Origin of the sequence: Sinorhizobium arboris LMG 14919 (genome assembly GCF_000427465.1) — a bacterium.
Taxonomy (GTDB): domain Bacteria; phylum Pseudomonadota; class Alphaproteobacteria; order Rhizobiales; family Rhizobiaceae; genus Sinorhizobium; species Sinorhizobium arboris.
In genome coordinates this window covers 1,422,663-1,446,196 of sequence record NZ_ATYB01000014.1, presented here as the reverse complement: position 1 = coordinate 1,446,196, position 23,534 = coordinate 1,422,663, and the positions used below count along the sequence as shown (strand labels likewise).

Annotated in this window: 23 protein-coding genes and 4 pseudogenes; 16 read left to right on the top strand and 11 right to left on the bottom strand. The window is 62.5% G+C overall.

Annotation, left to right across the window (positions count from 1 at the left end):
• Nucleotides 1-81: 81 nt before the first annotated feature.
• From metG to SINAR_RS0118115, 4 genes are all read left to right on the top strand, one after another.
• Nucleotides 82-1,632: a methionine--tRNA ligase gene (metG, locus tag SINAR_RS0118130; protein ID WP_028000393.1), complete on the top strand. Its 1,551-nt coding sequence runs from the start codon at nucleotides 82-84 to the stop codon at nucleotides 1,630-1,632.
• Nucleotides 1,633-1,641: 9 nt separating this feature from the next.
• Entirely contained in the window at nucleotides 1,642-2,421 is a 780-nt protein-coding gene (locus tag SINAR_RS0118125; protein WP_028000392.1) for a TatD family hydrolase, read from the top strand.
• Between the two features lies 1 nt (nucleotide 2,422).
• Entirely contained in the window at nucleotides 2,423-3,259 is an 837-nt protein-coding gene (locus SINAR_RS0118120) for an MBL fold metallo-hydrolase (RefSeq protein ID WP_028000391.1), read from the top strand.
• Between the two features lie 249 nt (nucleotides 3,260-3,508).
• Nucleotides 3,509-4,936, top strand: a complete 1,428-nt coding sequence (locus tag SINAR_RS0118115; RefSeq protein WP_027999112.1) for an ISNCY family transposase — start codon at nucleotides 3,509-3,511, stop codon at nucleotides 4,934-4,936.
• Nucleotides 4,937-5,109: 173 nt separating this feature from the next.
• Here the strand turns inward: SINAR_RS0118115 and SINAR_RS1000000137820 are convergent, their stop codons facing one another.
• Nucleotides 5,110-5,370 carry a hypothetical protein gene (locus SINAR_RS1000000137820; RefSeq protein ID WP_033057496.1) on the bottom strand — a complete coding sequence of 87 codons (261 nt, stop codon included), beginning with the start codon at nucleotides 5,368-5,370 and terminating at the stop codon, nucleotides 5,110-5,112.
• On the opposite strand from SINAR_RS1000000137820, the pseudogene SINAR_RS1000000135515 reads away from it, so the two are divergent.
• Nucleotides 5,278-5,580 (top strand): annotated as a pseudogene (locus SINAR_RS1000000135515) (helix-turn-helix domain-containing protein); the annotation flags it as partial. The gene SINAR_RS1000000137820 and the pseudogene SINAR_RS1000000135515 overlap by 93 nt on opposite strands.
• Before the next feature lie 59 nt (nucleotides 5,581-5,639).
• Here SINAR_RS1000000135515 and SINAR_RS01000000133605 read toward each other — a convergent pair.
• Nucleotides 5,640-9,857: a putative Ig domain-containing protein gene (locus SINAR_RS01000000133605; RefSeq protein WP_050577517.1), complete on the bottom strand. Its 4,218-nt coding sequence runs from the start codon at nucleotides 9,855-9,857 to the stop codon at nucleotides 5,640-5,642.
• A 243-nt stretch (nucleotides 9,858-10,100) separates the two neighbouring features.
• On the opposite strand from SINAR_RS01000000133605, the gene SINAR_RS0118100 reads away from it, so the two are divergent.
• The 4 genes from SINAR_RS0118100 to SINAR_RS01000000133600 all read left to right on the top strand — a co-directional run bounded on the left by SINAR_RS0118100 (nucleotide 10,101) and on the right by SINAR_RS01000000133600 (nucleotide 12,432).
• Nucleotides 10,101-10,631, top strand: coding sequence for a phage tail protein (locus tag SINAR_RS0118100; RefSeq protein ID WP_028000390.1), 531 nt, complete (start codon nucleotides 10,101-10,103; stop codon nucleotides 10,629-10,631).
• Between the two features lie 119 nt (nucleotides 10,632-10,750).
• Nucleotides 10,751-11,281, top strand: coding sequence for a phage tail protein (locus SINAR_RS0118095; RefSeq protein ID WP_028000389.1), 531 nt, complete (start codon nucleotides 10,751-10,753; stop codon nucleotides 11,279-11,281).
• Between the two features lie 51 nt (nucleotides 11,282-11,332).
• A complete protein-coding gene (locus SINAR_RS0118090; RefSeq protein WP_028000388.1) occupies nucleotides 11,333-11,869 on the top strand; it encodes a phage tail protein in 537 nt (178 codons plus the stop codon).
• Nucleotides 11,870-11,937: 68 nt separating this feature from the next.
• The gene (locus SINAR_RS01000000133600) at nucleotides 11,938-12,432 is read left to right on the top strand and encodes a GNAT family N-acetyltransferase (protein WP_033057494.1); all 495 of its coding nucleotides are present in this window, start codon (nucleotides 11,938-11,940) and stop codon (nucleotides 12,430-12,432) included.
• Here SINAR_RS01000000133600 and SINAR_RS0118080 read toward each other — a convergent pair.
• On the bottom strand, nucleotides 12,423-12,716 hold the full coding sequence (locus tag SINAR_RS0118080; RefSeq protein ID WP_028000387.1) for a DUF6916 family protein: 294 nt from the start codon (nucleotides 12,714-12,716) through the stop codon (nucleotides 12,423-12,425). The genes SINAR_RS01000000133600 and SINAR_RS0118080 overlap by 10 nt on opposite strands.
• Nucleotides 12,717-12,858: 142 nt before the next feature.
• Here SINAR_RS0118080 and SINAR_RS1000000136730 point away from each other — a divergent pair.
• A pseudogene (locus SINAR_RS1000000136730) lies at nucleotides 12,859-13,018 on the top strand (helix-turn-helix domain-containing protein); the annotation flags it as partial.
• Here SINAR_RS1000000136730 and SINAR_RS0118070 read toward each other — a convergent pair.
• On the bottom strand, nucleotides 13,017-13,421 hold the full coding sequence (locus tag SINAR_RS0118070; RefSeq protein ID WP_028000386.1) for a MerR family transcriptional regulator: 405 nt from the start codon (nucleotides 13,419-13,421) through the stop codon (nucleotides 13,017-13,019). The pseudogene SINAR_RS1000000136730 and the gene SINAR_RS0118070 sit on opposite strands and share 2 nt — an antisense overlap.
• Before the next feature lie 55 nt (nucleotides 13,422-13,476).
• Here SINAR_RS0118070 and SINAR_RS0118065 point away from each other — a divergent pair, with 55 nt between their 5' ends.
• Together SINAR_RS0118065 and SINAR_RS0118060 are read left to right on the top strand one after the other, a co-directional pair.
• The gene (locus SINAR_RS0118065; RefSeq protein WP_028000385.1) at nucleotides 13,477-14,265 is read left to right on the top strand and encodes a glutaredoxin family protein; all 789 of its coding nucleotides are present in this window, start codon (nucleotides 13,477-13,479) and stop codon (nucleotides 14,263-14,265) included.
• Between the two features lie 462 nt (nucleotides 14,266-14,727).
• Entirely contained in the window at nucleotides 14,728-15,339 is a 612-nt protein-coding gene (locus SINAR_RS0118060) for a class I SAM-dependent methyltransferase (RefSeq protein WP_028000384.1), read from the top strand.
• An 18-nt stretch (nucleotides 15,340-15,357) separates the two neighbouring features.
• On the opposite strand, the gene SINAR_RS0118055 is transcribed toward SINAR_RS0118060, so the two are convergent.
• The 5 genes and pseudogenes from SINAR_RS0118055 to SINAR_RS0118040 form a co-directional block, all read right to left on the bottom strand.
• Entirely contained in the window at nucleotides 15,358-15,855 is a 498-nt protein-coding gene (locus SINAR_RS0118055) for a c-type cytochrome (protein WP_028000383.1), read from the bottom strand.
• 61 nt (nucleotides 15,856-15,916) lie between these two features.
• Nucleotides 15,917-16,066: pseudogene (locus SINAR_RS1000000135500) on the bottom strand (TlpA disulfide reductase family protein); the annotation flags it as partial.
• 79 nt (nucleotides 16,067-16,145) lie between these two features.
• A complete protein-coding gene (locus SINAR_RS0118050; RefSeq protein WP_028000382.1) occupies nucleotides 16,146-16,586 on the bottom strand; it encodes a DUF411 domain-containing protein in 441 nt (146 codons plus the stop codon).
• Nucleotides 16,587-16,615: 29 nt separating this feature from the next.
• Nucleotides 16,616-18,073 carry a multicopper oxidase family protein gene (locus SINAR_RS0118045; protein ID WP_028000381.1) on the bottom strand — a complete coding sequence of 486 codons (1,458 nt, stop codon included), beginning with the start codon at nucleotides 18,071-18,073 and terminating at the stop codon, nucleotides 16,616-16,618.
• Nucleotides 18,074-18,172: 99 nt separating this feature from the next.
• On the bottom strand, nucleotides 18,173-18,562 hold the full coding sequence (locus tag SINAR_RS0118040) for a hypothetical protein (RefSeq protein ID WP_234710617.1): 390 nt from the start codon (nucleotides 18,560-18,562) through the stop codon (nucleotides 18,173-18,175).
• A 74-nt stretch (nucleotides 18,563-18,636) separates the two neighbouring features.
• On the opposite strand from SINAR_RS0118040, the pseudogene SINAR_RS0118035 reads away from it, so the two are divergent.
• Together SINAR_RS0118035 and SINAR_RS0118030 are read left to right on the top strand one after the other, a co-directional pair.
• A pseudogene (locus tag SINAR_RS0118035) lies at nucleotides 18,637-18,900 on the top strand (helix-turn-helix domain-containing protein); the annotation flags it as partial.
• A gap of 141 nt (nucleotides 18,901-19,041) precedes the next feature.
• Nucleotides 19,042-19,434, top strand: a complete 393-nt coding sequence (locus SINAR_RS0118030; RefSeq protein WP_028000378.1) for a GFA family protein — start codon at nucleotides 19,042-19,044, stop codon at nucleotides 19,432-19,434.
• Nucleotides 19,435-19,460: 26 nt separating this feature from the next.
• Here the strand turns inward: SINAR_RS0118030 and SINAR_RS0118025 are convergent, their stop codons facing one another.
• The gene (locus SINAR_RS0118025) at nucleotides 19,461-20,963 is read right to left on the bottom strand and encodes a winged helix-turn-helix domain-containing tetratricopeptide repeat protein (RefSeq protein ID WP_028000377.1); all 1,503 of its coding nucleotides are present in this window, start codon (nucleotides 20,961-20,963) and stop codon (nucleotides 19,461-19,463) included.
• Between the two features lie 135 nt (nucleotides 20,964-21,098).
• On the opposite strand from SINAR_RS0118025, the gene SINAR_RS0118020 reads away from it, so the two are divergent.
• Both SINAR_RS0118020 and SINAR_RS0118015 read left to right on the top strand, forming a co-directional pair.
• Nucleotides 21,099-21,350 carry a DUF1127 domain-containing protein gene (locus SINAR_RS0118020; RefSeq protein WP_050577516.1) on the top strand — a complete coding sequence of 84 codons (252 nt, stop codon included), beginning with the start codon at nucleotides 21,099-21,101 and terminating at the stop codon, nucleotides 21,348-21,350.
• Between the two features lie 11 nt (nucleotides 21,351-21,361).
• Nucleotides 21,362-22,528, top strand: coding sequence for an MFS transporter (locus SINAR_RS0118015; protein WP_028000375.1), 1,167 nt, complete (start codon nucleotides 21,362-21,364; stop codon nucleotides 22,526-22,528).
• Between the two features lie 90 nt (nucleotides 22,529-22,618).
• Here SINAR_RS0118015 and SINAR_RS0118010 read toward each other — a convergent pair whose 3' ends face one another.
• A complete protein-coding gene (locus SINAR_RS0118010) occupies nucleotides 22,619-23,374 on the bottom strand; it encodes an SDR family NAD(P)-dependent oxidoreductase (RefSeq protein ID WP_028000374.1) in 756 nt (251 codons plus the stop codon).
• Nucleotides 23,375-23,534: the final 160 nt, after the last annotated feature.

Sequence of the window (23,534 nt, the reverse complement as noted above, 5' to 3'; positions counted from 1 at the left end):
TCTTGCCCCGGCAGTTTCCTACCTGAAGGCTATGCGCTAATAGCACCCATAGTTCCGATCCCGAGGATACCGAAGCCCGCTATGAGAGATACGTCCCCGTTCTACATCACCACCGCGATTTCCTATCCGAACGGCAAGCCGCATATCGGTCACGCCTATGAGCTGATCGCGACGGATGCCATGGCGCGCTTCCAGCGGCTCGACGGGCGCGAAGTCTTCTTCCTGACCGGAACGGACGAGCATGGGCAGAAGATGCAGCAGACGGCGAAGAAGGAAGGAATTTCACCGCAGGAGCTTGCCGCGCGCAATTCGGCCGAGTTCCAGAATATGGCGCGGCTGCTCAACGCCTCCAACGACGATTTCATCCGCACGACCGAAAAGCGTCACCACGAGGCATCGCAGGAGATCTGGATCCGCATGGACGCGGCGGGCGACCTCTACAAGGATTCGTACGCCGGTTGGTATTCCGTTCGAGACGAGGCATTTTATCAGGAGAACGAGACGGAGCTGCGCGACGACGGCGTACGTTACGGAGCGCAAGGGACGCCCGTGGAGTGGGTGGAGGAGGAGAGCTATTTCTTCCGGCTGTCCGCCTACCAGGACAAGCTCCTGAAGCATTACGAGGAAAATCCCGACTTCATCGGACCTGCCGAGCGGCGCAATGAGGTCATCTCCTTCGTCAAATCGGGGCTTAAGGATCTCTCCGTGTCCCGCACGACATTCGATTGGGGTATCAAGGTCCCGAACGATCCGGCACATGTCATGTACGTCTGGGTCGACGCGCTGACCAACTACATCACTGCCACCGGCTATCTGACTGATCCGACGGGGCCGCGCGCGAAGTTCTGGCCGGCGAACATCCACGTCATCGGCAAGGACATAATCCGTTTCCATGCCGTCTATTGGCCCGCATTCCTGATGTCGGCCGGTCTTCCGCTTCCCAAGCGAATCTTCGCTCACGGCTTCCTGCTCAACAAGGGCGAGAAGATGTCGAAGTCGCTCGGCAACGTGGTCGATCCGTTCAATCTGGTCGAGCACTTCGGCCTCGACCAGATCCGCTATTTCTTCCTGCGCGAGGTGTCGTTCGGCCAGGACGGCAGCTACAGCGAGGAGGGGATCGCAACCCGCATCAATTCCGACCTCGCCAACGGTATCGGCAATCTCGCCAGCCGTTCTCTGTCGATGATCGTCAAGAACTGCGACGGCCAGATCCCGCTGTGCGGTCCGCTGACGGACGAGGACAAGGCGATGCTTGCCGCCGCCGACTCGCTGATCGACACCGCACGCGCGGAAATGGACCGGCAGCTCATTCATCGCGCACTTGCGGCGATCATCGCTGTCGTATCCGAGACTGACCGCTACTTCGCAGGCCAGGAACCCTGGGCGCTGAAAAAGACCGATCCGAACCGCATGGCAACGGTGCTCTACGTCACGGCGGAGGTCGTGCGCCAGGTCGCGATCCTTCTGCAGCCATTCATGCCGGAGGCGGCGGGAAAACTCCTCGACCTCGTCGCTGTATCGGCCGATCGCCGCGATTTTGCGCATCTCGGCGAAGCTGGGCGCCTCGTTTCCGGGACGGCGCTCGAAGCGCCCAAGCCGGTCTTCCCGCGCTATGTGGCACCGGAAGCGTAAGGCGAAAGCATGCTGATCGATACCCATTGCCACCTGGATTTTCCGGATTTCGAAGCCGAGCGCGACGCGATCGTCGCGCGGGCGCGCGAGGCAGGCGTGGCGCAGATGGTGACGATTTCGACCCGGGTGAAACGGTTCGATACGATCCTGGCAATTGCCGCGAAATATCCTAACGTCTTCTGCTCGGTCGGCACGCATCCGCATAATGCCGATGAGGAACTGGACATCACCGCCGACGACCTCGTTCGGCTGTCCGCCCATCCCAAGGTGGTCGCGATCGGCGAGGCGGGGCTCGATTATTTTTACGACAACGCGCCGCGCGACGCGCAGGCGGAGGGATTGAAGCGGCATATCGCGGCAGCGCGAACGACGGGGCTGCCGCTCGTCATCCATAGCAGGTCGGCCGACGACGACATGGCCACCATTCTATCCGAGGAATCGGGGAAGGGCGCTTTTCCCTTCCTTCTGCATTGCTTCTCGTCCGGTCCAGACCTCGCCCGGATCGGCGTCGAGCTCGGCGGTTATGTTTCCTTTTCGGGTATCCTGACATTCCCGAAGTCCGAAGAGCTGAGAGACATCGCCAGAACGGTCCCGCGCGATCGGATAATCGTGGAGACGGACGCACCCTATCTGGCGCCGAAGCCGTTCCGCGGCAAGCGCAACGAACCGGCTTACGTGGCGCACACGGCCGAGGTCCTGGCGCAAACCATCGGCGTCTCCAGGGAGGAAATTGCCGAGATCACAACCGAAAACGCCTTCAGGATCTTCTCGAAGATGCCGAGGCTTTGAAATGGCGTTTCGGCGGGCCTTCACCATTCTGGGCTGCGGCTCGTCGCCGGGCGTGCCGCGCATCACCGGTGATTGGGGCGCCTGCGACCCGTCGAACCCCCGCAACCGTCGCATGCGGGCGGCACTGCTTGTAGAACAGCTTGCCTCGGACGGCGGCAAGACGACCGTGGTGATCGACACCGGCCCCGATTTCCGCGCTCAGATGATCGCGGCCAATGTACGCCACATCGACGCCGTGCTTTATACCCATGCCCATGCAGACCATCTGCACGGAATCGACGATCTCCGCGGTTTCGTCATCGAAAATCGCAGGCGCGTGCCGATCTGGGCCGATGCGTCCACGATGGCCCGCATTCGCGACGGCTTCCGCTACTGCCTCGAGTCGCCACCTGGGAGCGGCTATCCGCCGATCGTCGAACCCTATGTCATTCCGGACGACCTGCCACCCTTGACCATCCACGGCGCCGGCGGCCCGATCTCGTTCGCGCCGCTGATGCAATTTCACGGCAACGTTCATTCTCTCGGCTTTCGGATCGGCGATTTTGCCTATTGCAGCGACGTCAGCGACTTTCCGGCAGAAACGATCGAGAAACTTGCCGGGCTCGATCTGCTCGTCATCGACACGCTGCAGTACAAGTTCCACCCGAGTCACTTGTCCCTGGTGCAGTCGCTCAGCTGGATCAACCGGCTGCAGCCGAAGCGTGCGGTGCTCACGCACATGCATGTGCCAATGGATTACGAAACCGTGTGCGGCGAAACGCCGGACCATGTGGAACCGGCTTACGACATGATGCGCCTGGAGTTCGATATAGAACGGCCGACGGCGGAAGACGCATGAAGTCCTGTATCAGAGACTTCCTCCAATCCACTGATTCACTGTGGTTTTCGTCGGTTCGCGCCTGCACAGGTTAGTTCCATAATCTATCTTATGCGACAAAATCATGTAGCGGCATTTTAGAGATGCGACATATGAGCCAGTTAGAGATGCGACGGTCGTCGCCTCTTGGGATGCTGCTCAAACGTCAACGTTTGGAAGGAAGACTGGCGACGTGATGCGTGGTTGAGACCATGAGCGTTCGGAGTCGTCATGTCTTGTTTGATCACCATGTCGCAGAAGGAATTGCATCGTCTTGAACTGATCCAGCGGATTCGCGGTGGCAGCCTGACCGTCGTCGAGGCGGCCGCGTTGCTCGGTCTTAGCCGCAGTCAGGTCCACCGGCTGTTGCAGGCCTATGACCTGACCGGCGCCGACGGACTGGTCTCGAAGAAGCGCGGCCGTCCGAGCAATCGGCGTTACAGTGAGGATTTCCGCAACCTGGTGCTCGACCTGGTGCGTGAGCATTACGTGGATTTTGGCCCAACGTTGGCGGCCGAGAAGCTCGTCGAACGCCACCGGATAGCGGTCAGCAAGGAGACGCTGCGTCAGTGGATGATGGAAGCCGGCATCTGGGCGTCGCGACGCGAGCGCAAGAAGCGGGTTTTTCAGCCGCGCGGCCGGCGCGATTGTTTCGGCGAACTGGTCCAGATCGATGGCTCGCATCATTGGTGGTTCGAGAACCGCGGCCCCAAATGCGCCCTGCTCGTCTATATCGACGATGCCACCGGCAAGCTGTTGCACTTACGCTTTGCGGCCTCGGAGAACACCTTCGACTATCTGCACGCGACGAAGGCCTATCTGCAGCAATGGGGCAAGCCGATCGCCTTCTACAGCGACAAGCATGGCATCTTCCGCACCACCCATGCTTCCAAGAAGGACAGGACCAGTGGCCTGACGCAGTTCGGGCGGGCCCTTTATGAGCTCAACATCGACATCATCTGCGCCAACACCCCGCAGGCCAAGGGCCGCGTCGAGCGCGCCAACCAGACGCTGCAGGATCGCCTCGTCAAGGAACTGCGGCTGCGCGGCATCGACACGATCGCGGCGGCCAATGCCTACGCGCCGGAGTTCATGGCCGACTTCAATCGTCGCTTTGGCAAGGCGGCGCGCAATCCGAAGGATATGCATCGGCCGTTTGCCGCGCATGAGAACCTCGATGGCGCCATGTGCCGCAAGGAGATCCGCAAGCTGTCGCAGTCGCTGACGTTGCGCTATGACAAGGTGATGTTCCTCCTTGATCCGACGGATTTCGCCACGGCGCTCGCCGGCCAGAAGCTCATTGTCTGCGATTATCCCGACGGCCGCCTCGAGATCACCCATGAGGGGACGTCCCTGCCCTATAGAACCTTCGACACGCTGCGCTCGGTGCACCGGTGCGAGGTGGTCGAGAACAAGCGCCTTGACGAGGTGTTGGCGCTGGTGGCCGAGATGCAGGCCGGACGAGAGCAACAGCGCAGCAAGGGCGGACCGCGCCGCACCGGCCAGACCGACCATATGTTCGGCATTCGCGACGGCAGCCAAAGCAATGGCTACCAAAAGCGCGGCACGAAGCCTGGCCGCAAGACGGATTTTACCAAGGATCCGGTGGTCATCGCCAAGCGCCAGCAAGCCCTTGCACGGCTGAAAGCGGCGGAGTGATGAGGATGTCAAAGCTAAAGTTTATCTTGCAGCTGGAGCCACCCGCCGCCGACCGGGCTGCGCAACCCTGACCAGCTCCACCCGGCCGGCGGCTTGCGTCTACGTACGTTGTAAATATATCCACTTGCAAACGCAGTAGTCAGGAATAGGATGATGTCGCATTTCTAAGTTGACTACTTTGTCTCATCTTTAAATAGCTGTGACAAATCATGTAGCCGGGTACATTCTATTTCCAAGTGCGACATGCCAATAAAAACAAAGGCTTGTTCCTTGGAGATTTTTGGATGTCGCTCTGCTATTCGCAGCTCACCCTTTCCGATCGCCGACGTTTGCATCAGCTCGTGGAACGCAAAGTTCCTGTCGGTGAGATGGCCCGGCAGCTCGGCCGTCATCGCTCGACGATCTATCGTGAACTGAAGCGCAATACCTTCCATGATGCCGAGTTTCCGGAATACAGCGGCTATTACAGCGGCATCGCCAACGACATCTCAAAGGAGCGTCGACGACGGCTGCGCAAGCTCAGCCGCCACCCTCAATTACGCGAACTGGTCATTGAGCAGCTGAAGGCACTTTGGTCGCCGGAGCAGATCGCCGGCCGCCTGCTTGCCGACGGTGTGAGCGCCCTGCGTGTCTGCACCGAGACAGGAAGGCCGTTTGAGTTGCCGCTGTCCGCACGGCGAGGCGCCGGCCTGCCCCGGCGTTTTCAGTACTGCTTCGACACGTTGAGAAGCACACCGTGGTCTGTATCGCCTTCGATACCGAGCATGCCCCGATATTCGACGCGGATCGCGAAGTCCTGCAAGGTTTTAATATTGGCGCCCACGCCGACGATGAAGCGGTCGCGATCGAGACCATCGATGAAACTGCGGTAAGTGGGACCGCTGAAGATATCGGCGTAGTTCATCGTGACCGCGCTGTCCCCCCCGAAGTCATGCTGGTACTCGAGACGCAGTTCCGGCGAGACGATGCCGAAGCTCGTCGGCTGGTCGTAACGCATCGTCACTCCCAGACTGCCTGTCGTTGTGGTGATGTCCTGTTCGCCATAACGGAGGGCCGTCGAGGGATCTCCCCTTTCGGTAAAGGCGTCGAGCGTGGCGCGTGCGACGTCGAGCCGGGCATAGGGCGAAAGGTGCAGACCCTGGACGTCGAAAAGCCCACCGGCCGAAACCGAGGCGAACCATTGCTTGCCATCCCGCTCTCCAAATGCGAAGTCCCCGGTCGATGTCACATATCTCTTGGAGTCGAATGACAGCCACTGATATCCAAGCAAGCCATCGATGAAGAAGTTCTCTGCGGGCAGGTAGCTGCCGTAGATCGCAGCGGTGTAGCTGTCCCCCTTGCTGCGGCTTCCGTTGTTGCCGACGTCGCTGTCGTCATGGCCATAGCCGAGGCCGACGCCGATCGCCAGATCGCGATTAAACCGGTAATCGACGCCGCCGCTCAAACCCGTCGTCTCGAACTCGAAGCCATCCCCGCCATCACGATCACCGACATTGATCGAACCGCCGGTCCAGATCGTCACCTTCGTTGCTTTTGGCTGCGCAGACCCACCGGCCGCCTCACCGGCGAGCGCGGCCTGGAACGGAGCGTTCCCCGGCGTCACCTGCCCTCCTCCGCATTCTTCGGGCCTGAGTGTAGTTTCACGACCACGGCAGGCATCCGCGAAGGAAAGGGCAATGCCCTGGAAGAAGCTGACGCCGTCCGCAGGTTCACCCCCTCGCCCGCCGGCTTCGTGCAGCGCCTCGAGCCGCTGATGGAAATTTGTGATCTGCGTCGTTGCAAAGCGGCGCGTCGCCGCCGTTTGCGCGTTCAATATGCCCATCACCTCGGCATCGAGCGTCGGATCGGGCCTGGCGGACACATCGAGATAGATTGCCGTCGGCTCGGACGTTGCGAAGGCATTGCTGAGCGTGAATGTCGCCGTTGCCGCGCCCTCGAATTCCGGGTCGGCGGTAAAGGTCAATTGCTGACCGGATAGCGACGCGCTTCCGGCATCCGGCGGTGACAGCGAAATCAACGAGGCGCCGGTGAACGGCCCTCCGCTGGCACCGGCCGCAAGATCGATGGTGACCGTACTGCCCATCACGACATCGATGCGCCGCGATAGCGGGATCGGACGCGGATTGACCTCGATCGTGACGGTCGCGGCCGACGAACTGCCCGCTGGCCCAAGCGCCCGGTAGGTGAGCGTATCCGTCCCGCCGAACGATGCCTCCGAGGTATAGACGATCGAATTGCCGCTCAAGGCGGCGCTGCCATTCGCCGGATCCTGGACGATCTCGATGGACGAGATCGCCCCCACGTCATTGGCGGTTACATCGATCGTCGCCGATTGACCTGCGACGGCGGTTGCCGAGTCGGGATTGGCAACCGGTACTGCATCGGCGACGGTTACGCTGTAGGCAGCCGACCCGGTGAAATTCTGCGCGTCCGTCGCAACGACAGTGAAGCTGTAGCTACCCGCCGTTGTCGGCGTTCCGGATATCTCCCCGCCAGCCGCCAGAGATAGCCCCGCGGGCAAGGCACCGGCGCCGATGCTGAGGGTGTAGGGTGCAGTGCCGCCGCTCGCCGTCAGCGACTGGCTGTAGGAGTGGCCGGCGACGCCGTTCGCGATCGTCGCGGGTGTAATGGTGATGGTCGGACTGGAGACCGCGAGCGTATAGGATGCCGTCGTCGTCGACGGCGTGCCGCCGGTCGCGTCTGTTAGGGTCACGTCGAAGTTGAAGGACCCTGCGGACGTAGGGGTTCCCGAGAGCAGGCCGGAGGCGCTCAGGCTCACGCCTGCCGGCAGGGCGCCGCCGGTGACGCTGAAGCTATAGGGCGCGACACCGCCGCTCGCCGTCAGCGCCTGGCTATAGGCGACACCCGCAGTGGCCGCGGGCAGCGTCGTCGGCGAAATGCTGAGCCCGCCGGTGCCGATCGTCAGGCTGTAGGCTCTCGCCCCCGTTTGTCCATTCGCGTCGGTTGCCGTCACGGTAAGGCCGAATGTTCCCGACTCCGTCGGCACGCCTGAGAGCACGCCGGCCGAAGAGAGCGACAGCCCGGCCGGCAATGTCCCTGCCGTCGGCGCGAAACCGTAGGGTCCGACGCCTCCGGATGCCGACAATGTCGCGCTGTAAGCGGTGCCCGCGGTCGCATTCGGCAGCGTCGCAGGATCGATGGCAATCGTTGGCGCACCGACCTGCAGCACGTAGTTCGCGGTATCCGAGAACGGCGCACCGGTTCCGGATGAGCTGTCTTCGGCCGTCACCGAAATAGAAAAGGTACCTGTCTGGACCGGCGTGCCGCTAAGCGTCGCCGTCGCTGTGTCGAAGGACAGGCCGGTGGGCAGAGTGCCGGTCAGCGAGAATCTGTAGGGAGCGGTACCGCCGTTGGCGCCAAAGGTCTGGGTGAACGTCGTCGCATAAGCGAGGTTCAGGGTGCCCGAGGATGGCGAGATGGCGATCGTCGGGGCGGAAACTGTGAGGGTAAATGGCTGCGCCGCGCTGAACGGGCCGGTTCCCGTACTGCTGTCGGTGGCGGTCACGGTCAGGCCAAAGCTGCCGCTCTCGCTCGGCGTGCCGGAGACCGTGACGCTCGTGGTGGAGGTTCCCGTTACCGCCAGGCCGGCTGGCAAGCCGGTGACGCCAATGCTGTAGGGTGCCGCCCCACCGGAAGCGCTGAATGTCTGGCTGTAGGCCGTGCCGATCTGGGCGGTTAACGAGCCGCCGGCGGTGATCAAAAGGGTCGGGTCGGAAACCGTGATGCTGACCGTTGCCGGCGCCGAGGTTCCGGTGCCGTTGCTCGCTGTATAGGTAAAGCTGTCTGCTCCGCCATAGCCCGCTGCGGGCTGATAGGTGATGCTGGTCCCCGAGGCGATCGCCGTGCCGTGTAGAGGTGCCGTGGCGATGGACACGGATGTCGCCGTGCCCCCGGTTATGTTGAGGGTGATCGGGTTAGCGCCGCTGCCATAGGCAACGATCGCAAAGACCGGATTTGCTACGGGGATCGCATCGACGATGGTAATCGCATAGGCGTTGGAAGCCGTGTACGGCCCCGTGCCCGTGCTGCTGTCCGTTGCCGTGACGGTGAAGTTGAACGTTCCCGGCGAGGTCGGCGTGCCGGTGATTTGTCCGTTGGCGGCGCCAAGCGCCAATCCGGTCGGCAGCGCTCCGCTCGTCAGCGCATAAGTATAGGGCGCGGCCCCCCCCGTGGCAGAATTGAGCGATCCGGAATAGGCGGTTCCTACGGTTCCGTCTGCAAGGGCCGTTGCCGGCAATGTCATCGCTGGCGGAGCGACCGTCAGCGTGTAGGCCTGCGCTCCGGAAACGGACCCGGCATCCGCCGCGGTCACCGTAAAGTTGAACGTTCCACCCGCCGTCGGCGTACCGGTTAAAATGCCGGCCGAGGACAGGCTCAGGCCAGAGGGAAGCGCTCCGGCAGTAACCGCGAAGGTATAGGGCGCCGTGCCGCCGCTGGCAGAAATCGTCTCACTATAGGCACTGGCCACCGTCGCCGATGGGAGCGTCGGCGGGCTGATGGTGATCGTCGGGGCGGCGCCGATTGTGACGTTGACTTGAACGTCATTTCCGAGGCCGTCGTCGAAGACGAAGCTGTCGCTCGTCGCCGTGTCGCTGCCGCCGAAATGCGTATAGGTGACCGATTGGGTCGCTATCGTGTCTATCGTGACCGTGCCGTGAGAAGGAGGGGTCTTCAAGAGACCGATCCCAAAATCGTCCGGCCCGTCACACATGCTGGCATCGATGACGACCGAACCGCCATGGGTGACGCTGACATTGAACGGACCGCAGTTCGGCGATGGCGCAGCCGCGGCGGGCCTGTGAGCCAGAAAGACGATGAACCCCAAGACCAGAAGTGCCGTCCAGACAGCGACGATCATGCGGCGTCCGGTGGCCCGGTGCGGCAAGCCGGTGTGATGCATCTTTTCCCCCGCCAGCTATCTCAGCGTGCGCTTAATTAAAAATTCACAACCGAAACATGTATTTGGAGCTATAATGACGTGCGTTGATTTGCGCAATAGCACTCCTGGATGAATCCGGGAGTGAGACGCCGCTTAAGAGTTTTTTACCAAGGCCGAGGAGCACGGCTTGAAAGAACGCATCCAACAGGAGAAGATGCACGCCATTAGACAACCTGGAATACATGACGGTGCGGAGGCATGACCATGGCCGAGGTTTTTCTGGGGCAGATCATGATGGCAGGATTCGAATTCGCGCCACGCGGCTTTGCACTGGCAAACGGCGGCTTGCTACCCATCAGCCAGAACAGCGCCCTCTTCTCGCTGTTTGGAACCGCCTATGGCGGCAATGGGACAACCAGTTTCGCATTGCCGAACCTGCAGGGGCGCACCCCCGTCGGCATCGGCACCTCCGCCGATTCGAGCTGGAATCCGACACCCTTTGTTCTGGGCGAATTCGGCGGATCCGAGAGCGTTACGCTCTCGCTCGACCAACTGCCGACGCATGCGCATCAGGCAAACGGCACATCCGCCAACGGCACCGGACGCAATCCGACGGACGATCTCTTCGGCACGAATTCCGCCGATATTTACGGCCCCGCGAGCGGGCCGCAAGTGATGCTTTCCGGCAATACGGCGGCTCCAACGGGCGGGGGGCAGCCCCACGCGAACATGCAGCCCTATGGCGTCATCAACTTCTGCGTCGCGATTGCCGGCATCTTTCCGTCGCGAGGCTAAAGCATTTTGCAGTCAGGTGGAATCACCTGTGGTCGCACAAATGCGGCGAAGACAAACAGGTAGAGCGGTGGCGCGAACGGATGGGAGCGCATTGCGCTCTGGCAACAGGAGAAGCGGTGATGAGTGAACCCTTCGTCGGAGAAATCCGTCTGTTCGGCTTCCCAAAGGTCCCCAATGGCTGGCTGCCTTGCGATGGATCCAAGTGGTCGATCTCGGTCTACGAGGACCTGTTTACGCTCATCGGAACCATTTACGGCGGCGACGGCGTGACAACCTTTGCCGTCCCCAATCTCGCCGGACGCGTGCCCTTGCACTACGGTACGGGGACGGGTCTGACCGAGCGAATGATCGGCGAGATCGGCGGCTCGGAAAACGTCACGCTGCTGCCAAGCCAGATACCTTCGCATGGGCACGCCATGAATGCGACGACATCGCCGGCAACCGAATCCTCGATCTCGACGTCGGTCGAGCTCGGCGCGCTTACGGGCGACACGCTCTACGTCACCGATACCAGCGGATCGTCTCCGTTCGTCACCTCGCCCGCCTCGACGGGCGCGGCCGGCTATACCTCTCCGCATGATAACACGATGCCGACGCTTGCCGCGCAATTCTGTATCGCCTGGGCCGGGATTTACCCAAGCCCGAGTTGACCGGGCGACGGTCCACCGCACCCCTGCCCTACTCCTTGCGAGGACACGATAATGACCACACCATTCATCGGCGAAATCCAGCTTTTCGGCTTTAATTTCGCGCCGCGCGGCTGGGCCTTCTGCAATGGCGCGTTGTTGCCGATTCAGCAGAACTCGGCACTGTTCAGCTTGCTCGGAACGGAGTACGGCGGCGACGGCCACACGACCTTCCAATTGCCGAACTTCGCCGCACGCGCCGCCTGCAGCCAGGGCACCGGCATCGGGCTGACCCCGCGTGTCGCAGGTGACACCTTCGGAGAGGCAGCCGTCACGCTGACCCTGACGCAGATGCCGTCCCACACACATGCCTTCACGGTCTATAACCAGAATGACCCGAGCAAACGGGCCGCCTCGCCAAGCACGGGTAATTCGCTCGCTTCGCCGACGTCGAGCTCGCCATTTGCGAGCGGCGCGGAACCGGACGCGCAATTCGCGCCCGCCATGATCGGGCCGGCGGGCGGCAGCCAGGCCCACGAGAACCAGCAGCCCTACCTTGCCGTCAACTTCAGCATCGCGCTTGCAGGCGAGTACCCTTCGTTTGGCGGATGACGATGGGCAGGGGCTTCCCTCTCCCGGATTTCCCAGCCAGCGACTGGGGGAAGGAAGCATTGGCGCAAATGGGGGTGCGCCCCGCCTCGTCTTCCGACATTCCTTTCCTGAGAGAGCTTTATCGAACGCTTAGGCTCGATGAACTGGCCGCGATTCCCTGGACTTCGGATGAACGGCAGGAGTTCCTGGACAGCCAGTTCGATCTCCAGCACCGCCATTATCTCGCCGCCTTCCCCAGGGCGGATTTTCTCCTGATTCAGGAAGGCCTTGCGCCGGCCGGTCGCCTTTATATCGATCGAAACATCGACACCTGGCACATTCTCGACATCAGCCTGCTGCCATCCTTCAGAAACCGGGGCATTGCCACGGCTCTCCTGACGAGGCTGCAGTCGAATGCCAGCGAGACGCGCGCATCCCGCATCTCGCTCCATGTCGCCCGTGACAATTCTGGGGGGCGGCGGCTCTATCGTCGCTTGGGCTTTATCGAGGACGGGGAAAGCGAGACGCACTTTCGCATGCGCTGGCGCATCGAGGGTTCAGGCGGGCGTGCGGATCAATTGTAGATCGCCTGATAGAGGATGCCGCTCCGGTCGCGAGCAACCGGCACAAGAAACACCTCGATCGATCCGAGCCGGGCATGTTTCAGCCGGTATGTCCGTTGGGGCAGCACGATGAGCGAGCCGCTGCGGAACAACAGGGAAAAGGGGGTGCGCCGGAGCCATGAAAGATTCTGAACCGGCAGCGGGCTAGCCTCGGCCAAAGTCAGCGCCAGCGACCCCGTGCCCATGTCGATATCAAATCCCTCTCCGACACACGGCGCAAAGTGATCCAAGCTCACGACATCCATGCACAACCTCAACAGCAACTTTTGGACAGATGCCCTACAGATGACATATCATCAGCGTTCAGTAACTCGCGTAAAGTGTATATGTTGAAAAATTCACCGGAGTGGTTGCAGTATCATTAACCGCGGCAAAAGCTGGACCCGGATGTCGCCCTGTTATTCGCAGCTCACCCTTTTCGGATCGCCGACGTTTGCATCAGCTCATGGAACGCAAGGTTCCTGTCGGTGACACCGCCCGCCAACTCGGTCGGCATCGCTCGACGATCTATCGTGAACTGAAGCGCACCTTTCATCTGGCCGAGGTCACACTCCGAAGGTAGCCAGGATCGGACACGGCCCCGTTTTATCCTCTGCGCATTCGGACACCAGCTTCCGGAGCGCTTCCCGAGCACGATTAAGCTCTCCGATCCTGGCGTCGAGCTGCTCAAGTCTCTTCTTCGCCAGCTCCCGCGCGGCCGATCGGTTCTCCCCCGCATCCAGCGCCATGAGCTCCCGAATCTCCTCCAGCGTGAAACCCGCCGTCTGCGCCTGTTTGATGAAACGTAGCCGGCGCACGTCTTCGCCGCCATAACGGCGAACGCCTTCCAGCCGCTTCGGCGTCGTCAGCAGCCCCTTGCGCTGATAGAAACGGATGGTCTCAACACCCACGCCTCCCGCAGCCGCAAGTTTCCCGATCGTCAGTTCTTGAGGGTCTTGACTCCGTACCATGGTACGGAACTTATAGTGCTGCCAACGATTTCACAAGAACGAGGAGAAGTGAAAGATGTTGGACAAGACCAATCCGCAGAGTCTCGGTAAGAAGGCCATCCTGTATCGGATGGTGATGCCAAGCCACACCTGCCCCTACGGACTGAAGACCAAGGACCTGCTGCAGCGGTCAGGCTACGAGGTGGATGACCATCACCTGACCACCCGCGAGGAGACGGACGCTTTCAAGGCACAGCACGGCGTGCCGACGACGCCTCAGGTCTTCATCGACGGCAAGCGGGTCGGCGGCTACGACGACCTGCGCCGTTTTCTCGGGAAGCCCGTCGCCGATCCAAAAGCGACTACCTACCGCCCGGTTATCGTGCTGTTCACGCTGACCGCACTCACGGCGATGGCGGCGAGCCAAGCCGCCATCGGAACGCCATTCACCTTGCGCGCAGCCGAATGGTTCATCGCCTTTTCGATGGTCGTTCTGGCGATGATGAAACTCCAGAACGTCGAGAGCTTTGCGACGATGTTCTTGAACTATGACCTCCTGGCAAAGCGCTGGGTGCCGTACAGCTACATCTATCCTTATGCCGAGGGACTGGCTGGCGTGCTCATGGCGGCGGGCGCTCTGAACTGGCTGTCGGTCCCGGTCGCGATGTTCATCGGTACGGTAGGAGCCGCGTCGGTCTTCAAGGCCGTCTATATCGACAAGCGTGAGCTGAAGTGCGCCTGCGTCGGTGGCTCGAGCAACGTTCCCCTCGGGTTCATCTCGCTGACAGAAAACCTGATGATGATTGGCATGGCAATCTGGATGGCCGCTGGAGGCATTGGCCTCACGGCAACTCACGCCATGTAGCTGAAGCGGACAATGCTCGTGCCCCCCAAGAAGGATGCGGGCCCGTCCCGCATGGCAACGAGACCAGAGACGACCAGTAACCGACATGGTCTTCGTTGGCGACTGCAAACTGTCTCGGCCTGTTGATCCAAAGGCCGGGCCCTTCCCGCCCCGCAGGCTACAAACCGCTCGACTGATGCCCTACGCCAACGACCCTGCGCATGTTACTGTACAGCCGCGTTGGAGCGTGAAGCCATGGCCTGCTCATATCGCTGTATGGATTATCGTGGAATGGAATCGTGCCCGGCGTCGTTTACGGCCGAAACTGAAGCGGAACTCTGAAACACATCGAACTGCACGGAGCGACCGCTCATCAGGCAGCCTGACAGGTGGCCGTCGGAAGACCGGAGGCAGATCAAAAGCTTAACTCGCCTAACGTAGGCCGCCGCGCGTGTACAGTGGCTTCATTTCGAAAGGACGCCCGTGGGTATCTATCGCGACAGCATCCTGCCCAAGCTCTGCGATCTTTCCATGCGTAACGAGCGCCTGCACCCCTATCGCAAACGCGTGGTCGGCGCGGCCGAGGGGCGCGTCCTTGAAATCGGCAGCGGTTCGGGTCTGAACCTGCCCTTTTACCCTCCGGTCGTCCGGGAAGTTCTGGCGCTCGAACCTGACGCAAACCTGCTCGCGATGGCCCGCCGGGTTCCGCATGTGGAGATGCCCGTGAATTTCATCGAGGCTTCGGCGGAAGCGATCCCGCTCGACGACAACAGCGTCGACACGGTCGTGACGACCTGGACCCTGTGCACGATTCCGGAGGCGGCCGCGGCGCTCTGCGAAATGCGCCGGGTGCTGAGACCGCAAGGCAAGCTGTTGTTCGTGGAGCACGGGCTGTCCCCCGACCGCGGCGTGCGCTGGTGGCAGGATAACCTCACGCCAGTCTGGCGGCGCATCAGCGGCGGCTGCCATCTCAATAGGCCGATCCAATCGATGATCGAAGGAGCCGGCTTCGGCATCGATCGCATTGACACCGGCTACATGCGCGGGCCGAAGCCGATGACGTTCATGTACGAGGGCAGCGCTCGGCCGAGATAGTGATATGCACACGCTCGGTCACTGGGCTGTTTCCCGCTCCTGGCGGCTCATTTCCGCCTGATAGGCCCGCTCCTGCTCCGGCCAGGTGCTTTTGATGTAGGCGAGCACGGCGCGGGTTTCTTCGTCACTCATGATCTTTCCGAACCCCGGCATATCGCTTTCGTAGCCCCCACCAACAACCGCTGACGGTCCTTCCTTGGTGATGCGGATGAGCATGCCGTCGGCATGATGCCAGGTGTGGCCGGATGCGTCGTGCGGCGGCGCGGGCATGCGTCCGGAAGGCAGTGGGCTTTTCCAGTCGCGCTGCCCTTCGAGGTTCGCTCCGTGACAGACGGCGCAGTGTTTGGCGTAGAGTCTCTTGCCGAGCGCGATGGTCTCGGCCGAGGGTTCGCCGTTCGCCATCCGAGCGGCCAACCATGGCCATCCTGCCATAAGCCCCAACCCGATCGCGGCAATCCCCAGCACTGAGAACGGAACCGTCTTCGCCAGCCGCACCACACGCACTGGATACGTCATCGCGAACTCCCCTTGTTCATGACGGTGGCGACGCCTCCCGCTTTTCCTTCTACCATCGACGGAACCCGTCGCCACCCAGCGCCGCCTGCAGCCGGTCGAGGGTCGGCATCTCATTGCGGCATGGCAGGCACCAGGTCGCCCAGACATTGAGGAGAACGACCTTGCAGCGGAAGGCCGCAAGCGTGCGCTGCTGTCCGCTACCATCGGTGAAGTCCGGCGAGACCTACAGCGCCCAGCAGCAGAAGCGACCGACGGCGCAGAGGTCCTAGCGGTGTCGATGTCCATCTTGTTCATTCCGTCGCGTAGACCTCCGGTCCCTTGCCGTCCTTCGGCACGGTGTAGATCACGAACGGTTCGGTCTTTGTGCCGGCCATGCCCGGCGAGCCCATCGGCATGCCCGGCAGGGTGATGCCGGCGATCGGGGGCTTCTCCTTGAGAAGCTTGCGGACGACGTTCACGGGGACGTGCCCGTCGACCACGTAGCCGTCGATGAACATCGTGTGGCAGCCCTGCATGTTTTCCGGCACGCCCGCCTTGCGACTGATCTCGAGAAGGTCGTTAGTCGGCTTCACGTCGACGTTGAAGCCGTTCTCGCGGAGATAGGCGGCATAGCCCTCGCAGCAGCCGCATTGCGGATTCTTATAGAGCGTCGCCTGCAGCGGATCGGCAAGCGCCGGCGTGGCGAAGGCGATGAGAGCGGCGAGACTGGCGAAGCGGAGTGAAGGGTTCATTTCAGTTCTCCTTGAGCAGTTCTGCTTGTTCAGGCGACGCGCAGCACAGTCATCATCCCTGACATCTGGTGGTCCATGACATGGCAGTGCAGCATCCAGTCGCCGGGATTGTCGGCGACGAAGGCGGCCTCGACAACGTCCTTCGGAGCCATCAATACCGTGTCCTGCCACTGGCGGTGCGGCACGGCCCTGCCGTTGCGGCTCAGCACCTTGAGGCTGTGGCCGTGGAAGTGCATCGGGTGCCACCAGGCGGTCTCGTTGCGCAGTTCCAGCACGACGCTGCGGCCCTGCTTGAAGGTGAGCGCAGGTTCCATGCCGGCATGGCCGTCGCCGGTCATCGCCCGGCCGTTGATTGCCCAGGCCGCGCCGTGGTCCATGCCCATCATTCCACCGCCACCACCCATCATGCCGCTGCCCATCATCCCGCGCATGCCCGACATTCCGCCCATGCCCATCATGCCGCCCTGGAGGGTCAGCGTGTGGCGCTCTGGCGAGGTGAGGTCGGGCTCGGGCAAGGGATTGCGGGTCAGTACAACAGGTCCGTCGAGAGAGTGTCCGCGGACCGGCCGCTCGTCGTAGGCAATCTGCGTCAGCCGGTAGGACAGACCATCGTAGAAGTCATCGATGACGTCGTAGCGCCGCTCCGGCTCGCCCTCCAGATCGAGGACAAGATCGACGCGCATGGCCGGGCCTAGAAGGATGCGGCCGTGCTCCGGCTCGTGCGGATCGCAGGGCTGGCCGTCGATCGCAACGACCATCGGTCGATGCCCCTCGAAACGCAGGGCCATGATCCGTGCGAGCGACGCGTTGACGAGGCGCAGGCGGACGCGCTCGCCCGCCCGGAAAGGCTCTGCCGCCGAGGCCCGGCCGTTGAGCGTCACCGTGTTGCCGACCCGGCCGGACATCGCCGCCTCCATCCGATTGCCGAAGCGGGAGGCGATCCCTCCTCCGTCCGTTAGCCGCCAGTCGGATAGGAGCCAGAGAAGGTCACGGTCGACAGCGACGGGCTCACGATCCTCGACGATCACGGCTCCGGCGAGGCCGCGGCCGAGCTGTTCGAGGCTGTTCGCGTGCGGGTGATACCAGAAAGTTCCCGCATCCGGCGGCGTGAATTCGTAGACGAAGGTCTCGCCGGATTTGATCGGCGGCTGCGTCAATCCAGGGACCCCGTCCATGGCGTTCAGGAGCCGGATGCCGTGCCAGTGGACCGTCGTTTCCTGGTCCAGGCGGTTTTCGACGACTAGGCGAGCGCGCTCGCCCTGGTGAAGGCGCAGGACCGAGCCCGGAACCGTTCCGTTGTATGTCCAGACATCCGTTTCCGGCTTATCCGGACGAAGTCGTGCGCGGGCGGGCGCGGCAACGATGCGGTAGCCGTCGGATGGCGCGGACCGCGCGGGGAACGGTGCCGGCGCACTCGCCAGCAGAAGGCCCGCGCCCGCCTGAAGCAGACCCCGGCGAGACACGAGACAATGGGATTCGCTATTCACATTCGATCCTTCCGATCATCGTCGATGACGGAACGCATGAGCCTCAATGCGCACGCGTTCGCTTGACCGGCGCTGTCGCTTGGTCGCGACCGCCGCAACTCAGCCGATGTCGGAGGTTCGTGGTGGATCGGGGTCGGGCTGCAACCCCCTGCCAACGAGGAGAGGATCGCGGACACTTGCAGAAGCGGGCTTCTCGCCAATCGGAACGAGCGTCGCTATCGGGAGCGGCGCGACGGCAGGGGCGGCGCAGACGTTGCCGCAGGCCATCGCCTTCAACCCGCCGGGCTGGTCGGGACAACCCTGACAGTCGCCCTGGTCCGACATGGCCATCTCGGACATAGTCGCCATCTTCGCAGCCATGCCGCTCGCCTGAGCGATCGACAGGCCCATCCCCGCGGCGACGAAGGTCGCGAGGAGCAACAGGCCAAGCTGTCGGACAGACCAGCGCTTCATAGCGGAGAGGATCGCGCCGAACCTCCGGGAATACAAGCCCCGATGCGCCCCGGAGGAAACCCAGCGCGTCAACATTGCGTGACGGGACGCGGTAGCCGCCAGCCCGTGACCAGTCCGCAGATGGCCGGGACCTGACCATCGTCGAGGCGGCCGCGTTGCTCGGTCTCAGCCGCAGCCAGGTGCACCGGCTGTTGCAGGCCTATGACATGGCCGGCGCCGACGGTCTGGTCTCGAAGAGGCGCGGCCGGCCGAGCAACCGGCGTCATAGCGAGGATTTCCGCAACCTGGTGCGGGAGGATTATGTGGATTTCGGACCGACGCTGGCGGTTGGGGAGCTGGCCGCGCGCGACGGGTTGACGGTGTCGCGCGAGACCTAGCGCCCTCACTGGCCCCGATCTGACGTTGCAACGCGAACCAGCCCGTCACATTCTACCCGACCGATATGCGACAGGCCGCGCCCCTCGTGGCGCTGGTCAACGTCAGCGCTGCAACGCTTGATTTGGAGGAGGCGCAATATGGATCGATTCACAGGCGGCTGTCTGTGCGGCAATATGCGATTTGTGGCGTCGGGACGACCATACCGGGTCGGCCTCTGTCATTGTCTCGACTGCCGCAAGCATCATGGGGCCCTGTTTCACGCTTCCGCGATCTTCCCTCAGGATGCGGTGACGATCGATGGCGAAACACGCGACTACCGCGGGCGGTTTTTCTGTCCCCGCTGCGGCTCGACCGTTTTCGGACGCACCGCAGACGAAATCGAAGTGAACCTCGGATGCCTGGATGCGCCCGACCAACTGGTGCCAACATACGAAAGTTGGACTATACGCCGCGAATCCTGGTTGCCGCCGTTTCCGCTCAAGCGACGATACGAACGGGATCGTGACGAAGCGAGTCGCTTCGAAGAATAGCCGCATGGACGAACCGCAGATGCGCGTCACTCCGGAAGTCCGGCCCTGCGGTAACCATCGAGGAAATGCTCGAGCGTCGCGGCGTCGCGGAATGGCTCCGTCTCGGCCCAGCGGCGGGTCGTGAAATGCGGGTTGCCGACGAGAAACAGCTCGACCTCCGTGCGCGCCTCGTCGAGCCGGCCCAGTTGGGCGAGGCTTGCCGCCAGGAATCGGCGTGAGCTTGTACGATAAGTCTCGTCCCTGCGCAGCGTCTCGACAGCGGCTTGATAGTCGCAAGCGGCATATTGCGCCTGGCCGAGCGTCAGATAGTACCAACTTGCCGGAAACGGGTTCAGCCGGAACGCCTTGCGGATGTGCTCGAGCCCCGCCTCCACCCGCCCGGCCAGGACCGCGATGTCGGACAAGGTCGCCCAGGTGTCGGCCTCGTTGGGATCGAGCTCGATCGCTTTGGCGAATTCCGCATCTGCCTCGTCGAAGCTTCGCTCATAAGCAAGCAGATTAGCAAGGACCCAGTGGCAGCCGGCATCGTTGGGGTCGATCGCCACGGCCCTGCGCGCCAGTTCCAAAGCAATGCTACGGTTGGGTTCGATCGGTTCGCCCCAATGTACCCATCGCATCCAATGGTTCATGGCAAGCCAGCGATAGGCCTCGGCGTATTCCGGATCGAGCGAAACTGCGCGCGTGAGCATAAGATGCGCTTCCCGCGCCGTCTGCGGCGAATCATCGATCAGCTTGCGCGCCCGTACACAGAGGTCGTAGGCCTCGAGATTTTTGGGCCGATTGCGCGGCGGCGGTGCGCGCAGGCGGCCGAGCAACGCGTCCACGATCTTGCCTGTGACCTCGTCCTGAACGGCAAAGATGTCTTCCAGGCTGCGATCGAAGCGTTCCGCCCACAGATGATCGCCGCGCACCGCGTCGACCAGCTGCGCGTTGATACGCACGCGCCCTGAAGCGCGCCGTGCGCTACCCTCCAGCAGGTAGCGCACGCCAAGTTCCTCAGCGATCTCGCGCACATCCCTCGCCTTTCCTTTGTAGGCGAAGGCCGAGTTGCGTGCGATCACGAACAGGCCGGAGGTCCTGGACAGGTCGGTGATCAGGTCTTCGGTCAACCCATCCACGAAGGATTCCTCCTCGGGATCGTTGCTGAAATTGACGAAAGGCAGAACGGCTATCGATGGATTGCTAGGCAGCGGCAAAGGCTCTCTCTTCGTCCGCCCGGGTCGTTCGACGGCGCCCGTGAAGCGATAGCCGACCCGCGGAACCGTGGAGATCCATTCGCCGCCGGCGGGACCAAGCAGCTTCCGCAACTGTGCGATCTGGACGGTGAGGTTGCCTTCCTCGACCGCCCTGCCCGGCCACGCCGCGTCCATCAACTCGGCTTTTCCAAGGATCTCGCCGGGCCGTCCGACGAGCGCCGCAAGCAGCTTCAGCCCGCGGTAGCCAACCGCAACGGGATCACCGTTCCGAAGGAGCGTTCCCGCCCCCGGGTCAAGCACGAACGGACCAAAGGCAAACCGCGATCCCTGCATGGGCGCATCTATAGTCCGTTTGGAAGTTTTTGAGAACTTTTTGGAAGAGCTTAATTACGACGCTGTTCCGACCCTGCAGAATTCATCCTCTTTCAGGCCGAGTGCCGCCGCCCCTGAAACCGTATGGAGGCTGTTATGAACGACACCCGAATCCTTGCGTCGGCTCCACATCCGGCAGCCGAAACGCCGGAGGAGCTGGCCCAAAGGCCGCGCCGGCATTGCGGCTTGGCTGCCCTGCGAATCGTTATCGCGACCTGGGACGAGCGGAAGCGCTTTCGCTTCGAACTTGAGCAGAAATTGAAGGACGATCCCCATTTGATCAGCGATATCGGTCTAACGAAACTTGAGGCCGAGGCGGAGATCGCCAAGCCCTTCTGGCAAGTATAGGGCGAATCTGCATGACGGCTGAAAGCACGACATTGTCGCGACAGGACCAGATTCCATGGGCCGCTATGGCCGGTATCATCGCGACCGTCTCGGTGTTCGCGGTGGCACAGGGACTGACCTATCCCCTGCTCAGCTTCATCCTGGAGCGGCAGGGCACGACGCCCGGCCTGATCGGTTTGTCAGCGGCGATGACCCCACTGGGTTTCATCGTATCCGCCCTTTTCGTTCCGGCACTGGCTCGGCGCATTGGCGGGGCGCGGCTTGCGATCCGGTGTTCGAGCCTGGCCGCGCTCACCCTGATCGCGATTGGCTGGTCGCAGGACGTCTGGGTCTGGATGCCGCTGCGTTTCCTGCTCGGCTTCTTCGCCAATCCGCTTTACGTGATCAGCGAAACCTGGCTGCTCTCGATCACGCCCGCGCGGCGGCGGGGCCGCATCATGGGCCTCTATTCGTCGATCGTGTCGGGTGGCTTCGCCATCGGCCCGCTGTCGCTCGGCCTGGTCGGCACGCAAGGGTGGCCGCCCTTCATGGTCGGCATCGTGGCTTTCCTCCTGTGCGGCCTGATCGTGCTTGCGGTCGTGCCGCGCCTGCCGAAGATGCCGCATGAGGGCGAGGCAACATCGGTCGGCGGCTTCTTCGCCTTGGCACCGTTGCTCTTGTTCGCGGTTTTCGCCGCAGCCGCCTTCGAACAGACCCTGCTTTCCTTGCTCGCAGTCTACGGTGCGGCGCTCGGCAGCGCAGAGGGGCGAATCGCCTCGCTCATCACCTGTTTCATTGCAGGTAATGCCGTGCTGCAGATCTTGCTCGGGCGGGTGGCCGAACAGTTTGGGTCGCTGCGGACCATGGCGTTCTGCGCCCTGGCTGGGCTGGCCGGCTGCCTGCTGCTGCCGGTGATCTTCGAGTCGTGGCTCATTTGGCCGCTCTTTTTCGTCTGGGGCGGGGCCTCGTTCGGAATCTACACAATGTCGCTGATCCAACTCGGCGAGCGTTTCACCGGTCAAGCCCTGGTCGCCGGCAACGCGGCCTTCGCCTTCGTATGGGGCGTCGGCGGCATCGTGGGCTCGCCGGCGACAGGACTGGCGATGCAATTGATCGGACAGCAGGGGCTGCCCTTGTCCCTTGGCCTGCTTTGCTTTGTGCTGACGGCTCTTCTGGCGGTAGAGAGACGGCGGATCTGACCGGGGCAGCGTCGTGCCGCGGTGGCGCGCCAGCAGTTTGAAACGACGCGCTTGCGGATGGAAACCGCTAAACGCTCTCCCGGAAGTGCCCTAATGCGCCGTAAAAGCCCCGTCGACTGGATGGTAGCTACCGGTGATGAAGCTCGCCTGTTCGGACAGGAGGAAGCAGACGAGGGCTGCGACCTCCTCCGGTTTGCCGCGCCGGCCGAGCGGCTGCAGCGCTTCCAGGCGTCGCGTCTTCGCCAGTTCCGAATGCCCGGACAGGAGCGGCGTTTCGATCCATCCGGGACCGACGGCATTGATGCGGATCCCCATTCTTGCATATTCGATCCCGGCAGCCTTGGTGAGCCCAACCACCCCATGCTTGGCGGCGGTGTAGGCGGACGCGGTAGGCAAGGCAACCGCGCCGAGAATCGAAGACATGTTGACGATGGCGCCGCCGCCCTTTCCGAGCATGGCGGCGATCTCGTATTTCATACAGTAGAAAACGCCGTTCAGATTGACTTCGATTAGTCTGCGCCAGTCTTCGAGCGGGTAGTCCGCGGTCGCTTTTCTCGGGCCCTCAATGCCGGCGTTGTTGACCGCCAGATGCAAGCCGCCGCATTCGCCAACCGTGAAGGCGACCAGCTGCTCCACCGCTCCCGCATCGGTGACGTCGACGGTGAAGTGGCGCGCCCTACCCCCGTCCGAGCGAATCTCCGCCGCGACCTTGCGGGCCGCGTCGGCGTCCCGGTCCGCGACGACAACTTCCGCGCCCTCGCCGCCAAGTTGCCTGGAGACGGCAGCGCCAATGCCGGAACCGGCACCGGTCACGATTGCGATTTTTCCTTCCAGGCCGAGTTTCATCGTGCCGCTCCTTGTCTCCGCTGCGTTCCCCAACCAGTCGAGCAGACGCCCGTTCCGGTCGCAAGAGGTTTCATCCTTGCGGTGTAACCGTTGCAAGGCTTGGCCGACACGCGCTTGGGTGTTAAACACGAATTCGTAGGGACTCACAATTTACTCAGCA

Bases quoted from the DNA above. Each gene is read 5' to 3' on its own strand.
- SINAR_RS0118100 (WP_028000390.1), top strand. From the start codon at position 10,101: ATGGCCGAGGTTTTTCTGGGGCAGATCATGATGGCAGGATTCGAATTC.
- SINAR_RS0118115 (WP_027999112.1), top strand. From the start codon at position 3,509: ATGTCTTGTTTGATCACCATGTCGCAGAAGGAATTGCATCGTCTTGAA.
- SINAR_RS0118065 (WP_028000385.1), top strand. From the start codon at position 13,477: ATGTTGGACAAGACCAATCCGCAGAGTCTCGGTAAGAAGGCCATCCTG.
- SINAR_RS0118030 (WP_028000378.1), top strand. From the start codon at position 19,042: ATGGATCGATTCACAGGCGGCTGTCTGTGCGGCAATATGCGATTTGTG.
- SINAR_RS0118025 (WP_028000377.1), bottom strand. From the start codon at position 20,963: ATGCAGGGATCGCGGTTTGCCTTTGGTCCGTTCGTGCTTGACCCGGGG.
- SINAR_RS0118020 (WP_050577516.1), top strand. From the start codon at position 21,099: ATGAACGACACCCGAATCCTTGCGTCGGCTCCACATCCGGCAGCCGAA.
- SINAR_RS0118120 (WP_028000391.1), top strand. From the start codon at position 2,423: ATGGCGTTTCGGCGGGCCTTCACCATTCTGGGCTGCGGCTCGTCGCCG.
- SINAR_RS01000000133600 (WP_033057494.1), top strand. From the start codon at position 11,938: ATGGGGGTGCGCCCCGCCTCGTCTTCCGACATTCCTTTCCTGAGAGAG.
- SINAR_RS0118070 (WP_028000386.1), bottom strand. From the start codon at position 13,421: ATGGTACGGAGTCAAGACCCTCAAGAACTGACGATCGGGAAACTTGCG.
- SINAR_RS01000000133605 (WP_050577517.1), bottom strand. From the start codon at position 9,857: ATGCATCACACCGGCTTGCCGCACCGGGCCACCGGACGCCGCATGATC.
- SINAR_RS0118015 (WP_028000375.1), top strand. From the start codon at position 21,362: ATGACGGCTGAAAGCACGACATTGTCGCGACAGGACCAGATTCCATGG.
- SINAR_RS0118055 (WP_028000383.1), bottom strand. From the start codon at position 15,855: ATGACGTATCCAGTGCGTGTGGTGCGGCTGGCGAAGACGGTTCCGTTC.
- SINAR_RS0118010 (WP_028000374.1), bottom strand. From the start codon at position 23,374: ATGAAACTCGGCCTGGAAGGAAAAATCGCAATCGTGACCGGTGCCGGT.
- SINAR_RS0118080 (WP_028000387.1), bottom strand. From the start codon at position 12,716: ATGGATGTCGTGAGCTTGGATCACTTTGCGCCGTGTGTCGGAGAGGGA.
- SINAR_RS0118090 (WP_028000388.1), top strand. From the start codon at position 11,333: ATGACCACACCATTCATCGGCGAAATCCAGCTTTTCGGCTTTAATTTC.
- SINAR_RS0118125 (WP_028000392.1), top strand. From the start codon at position 1,642: ATGCTGATCGATACCCATTGCCACCTGGATTTTCCGGATTTCGAAGCC.
- SINAR_RS1000000137820 (WP_033057496.1), bottom strand. From the start codon at position 5,370: ATGGAAGGTATTGCGCTTCAGTTCACGATAGATCGTCGAGCGATGACG.
- SINAR_RS0118050 (WP_028000382.1), bottom strand. From the start codon at position 16,586: ATGAACCCTTCACTCCGCTTCGCCAGTCTCGCCGCTCTCATCGCCTTC.
- SINAR_RS0118095 (WP_028000389.1), top strand. From the start codon at position 10,751: ATGAGTGAACCCTTCGTCGGAGAAATCCGTCTGTTCGGCTTCCCAAAG.
- metG (WP_028000393.1), top strand. From the start codon at position 82: ATGAGAGATACGTCCCCGTTCTACATCACCACCGCGATTTCCTATCCG.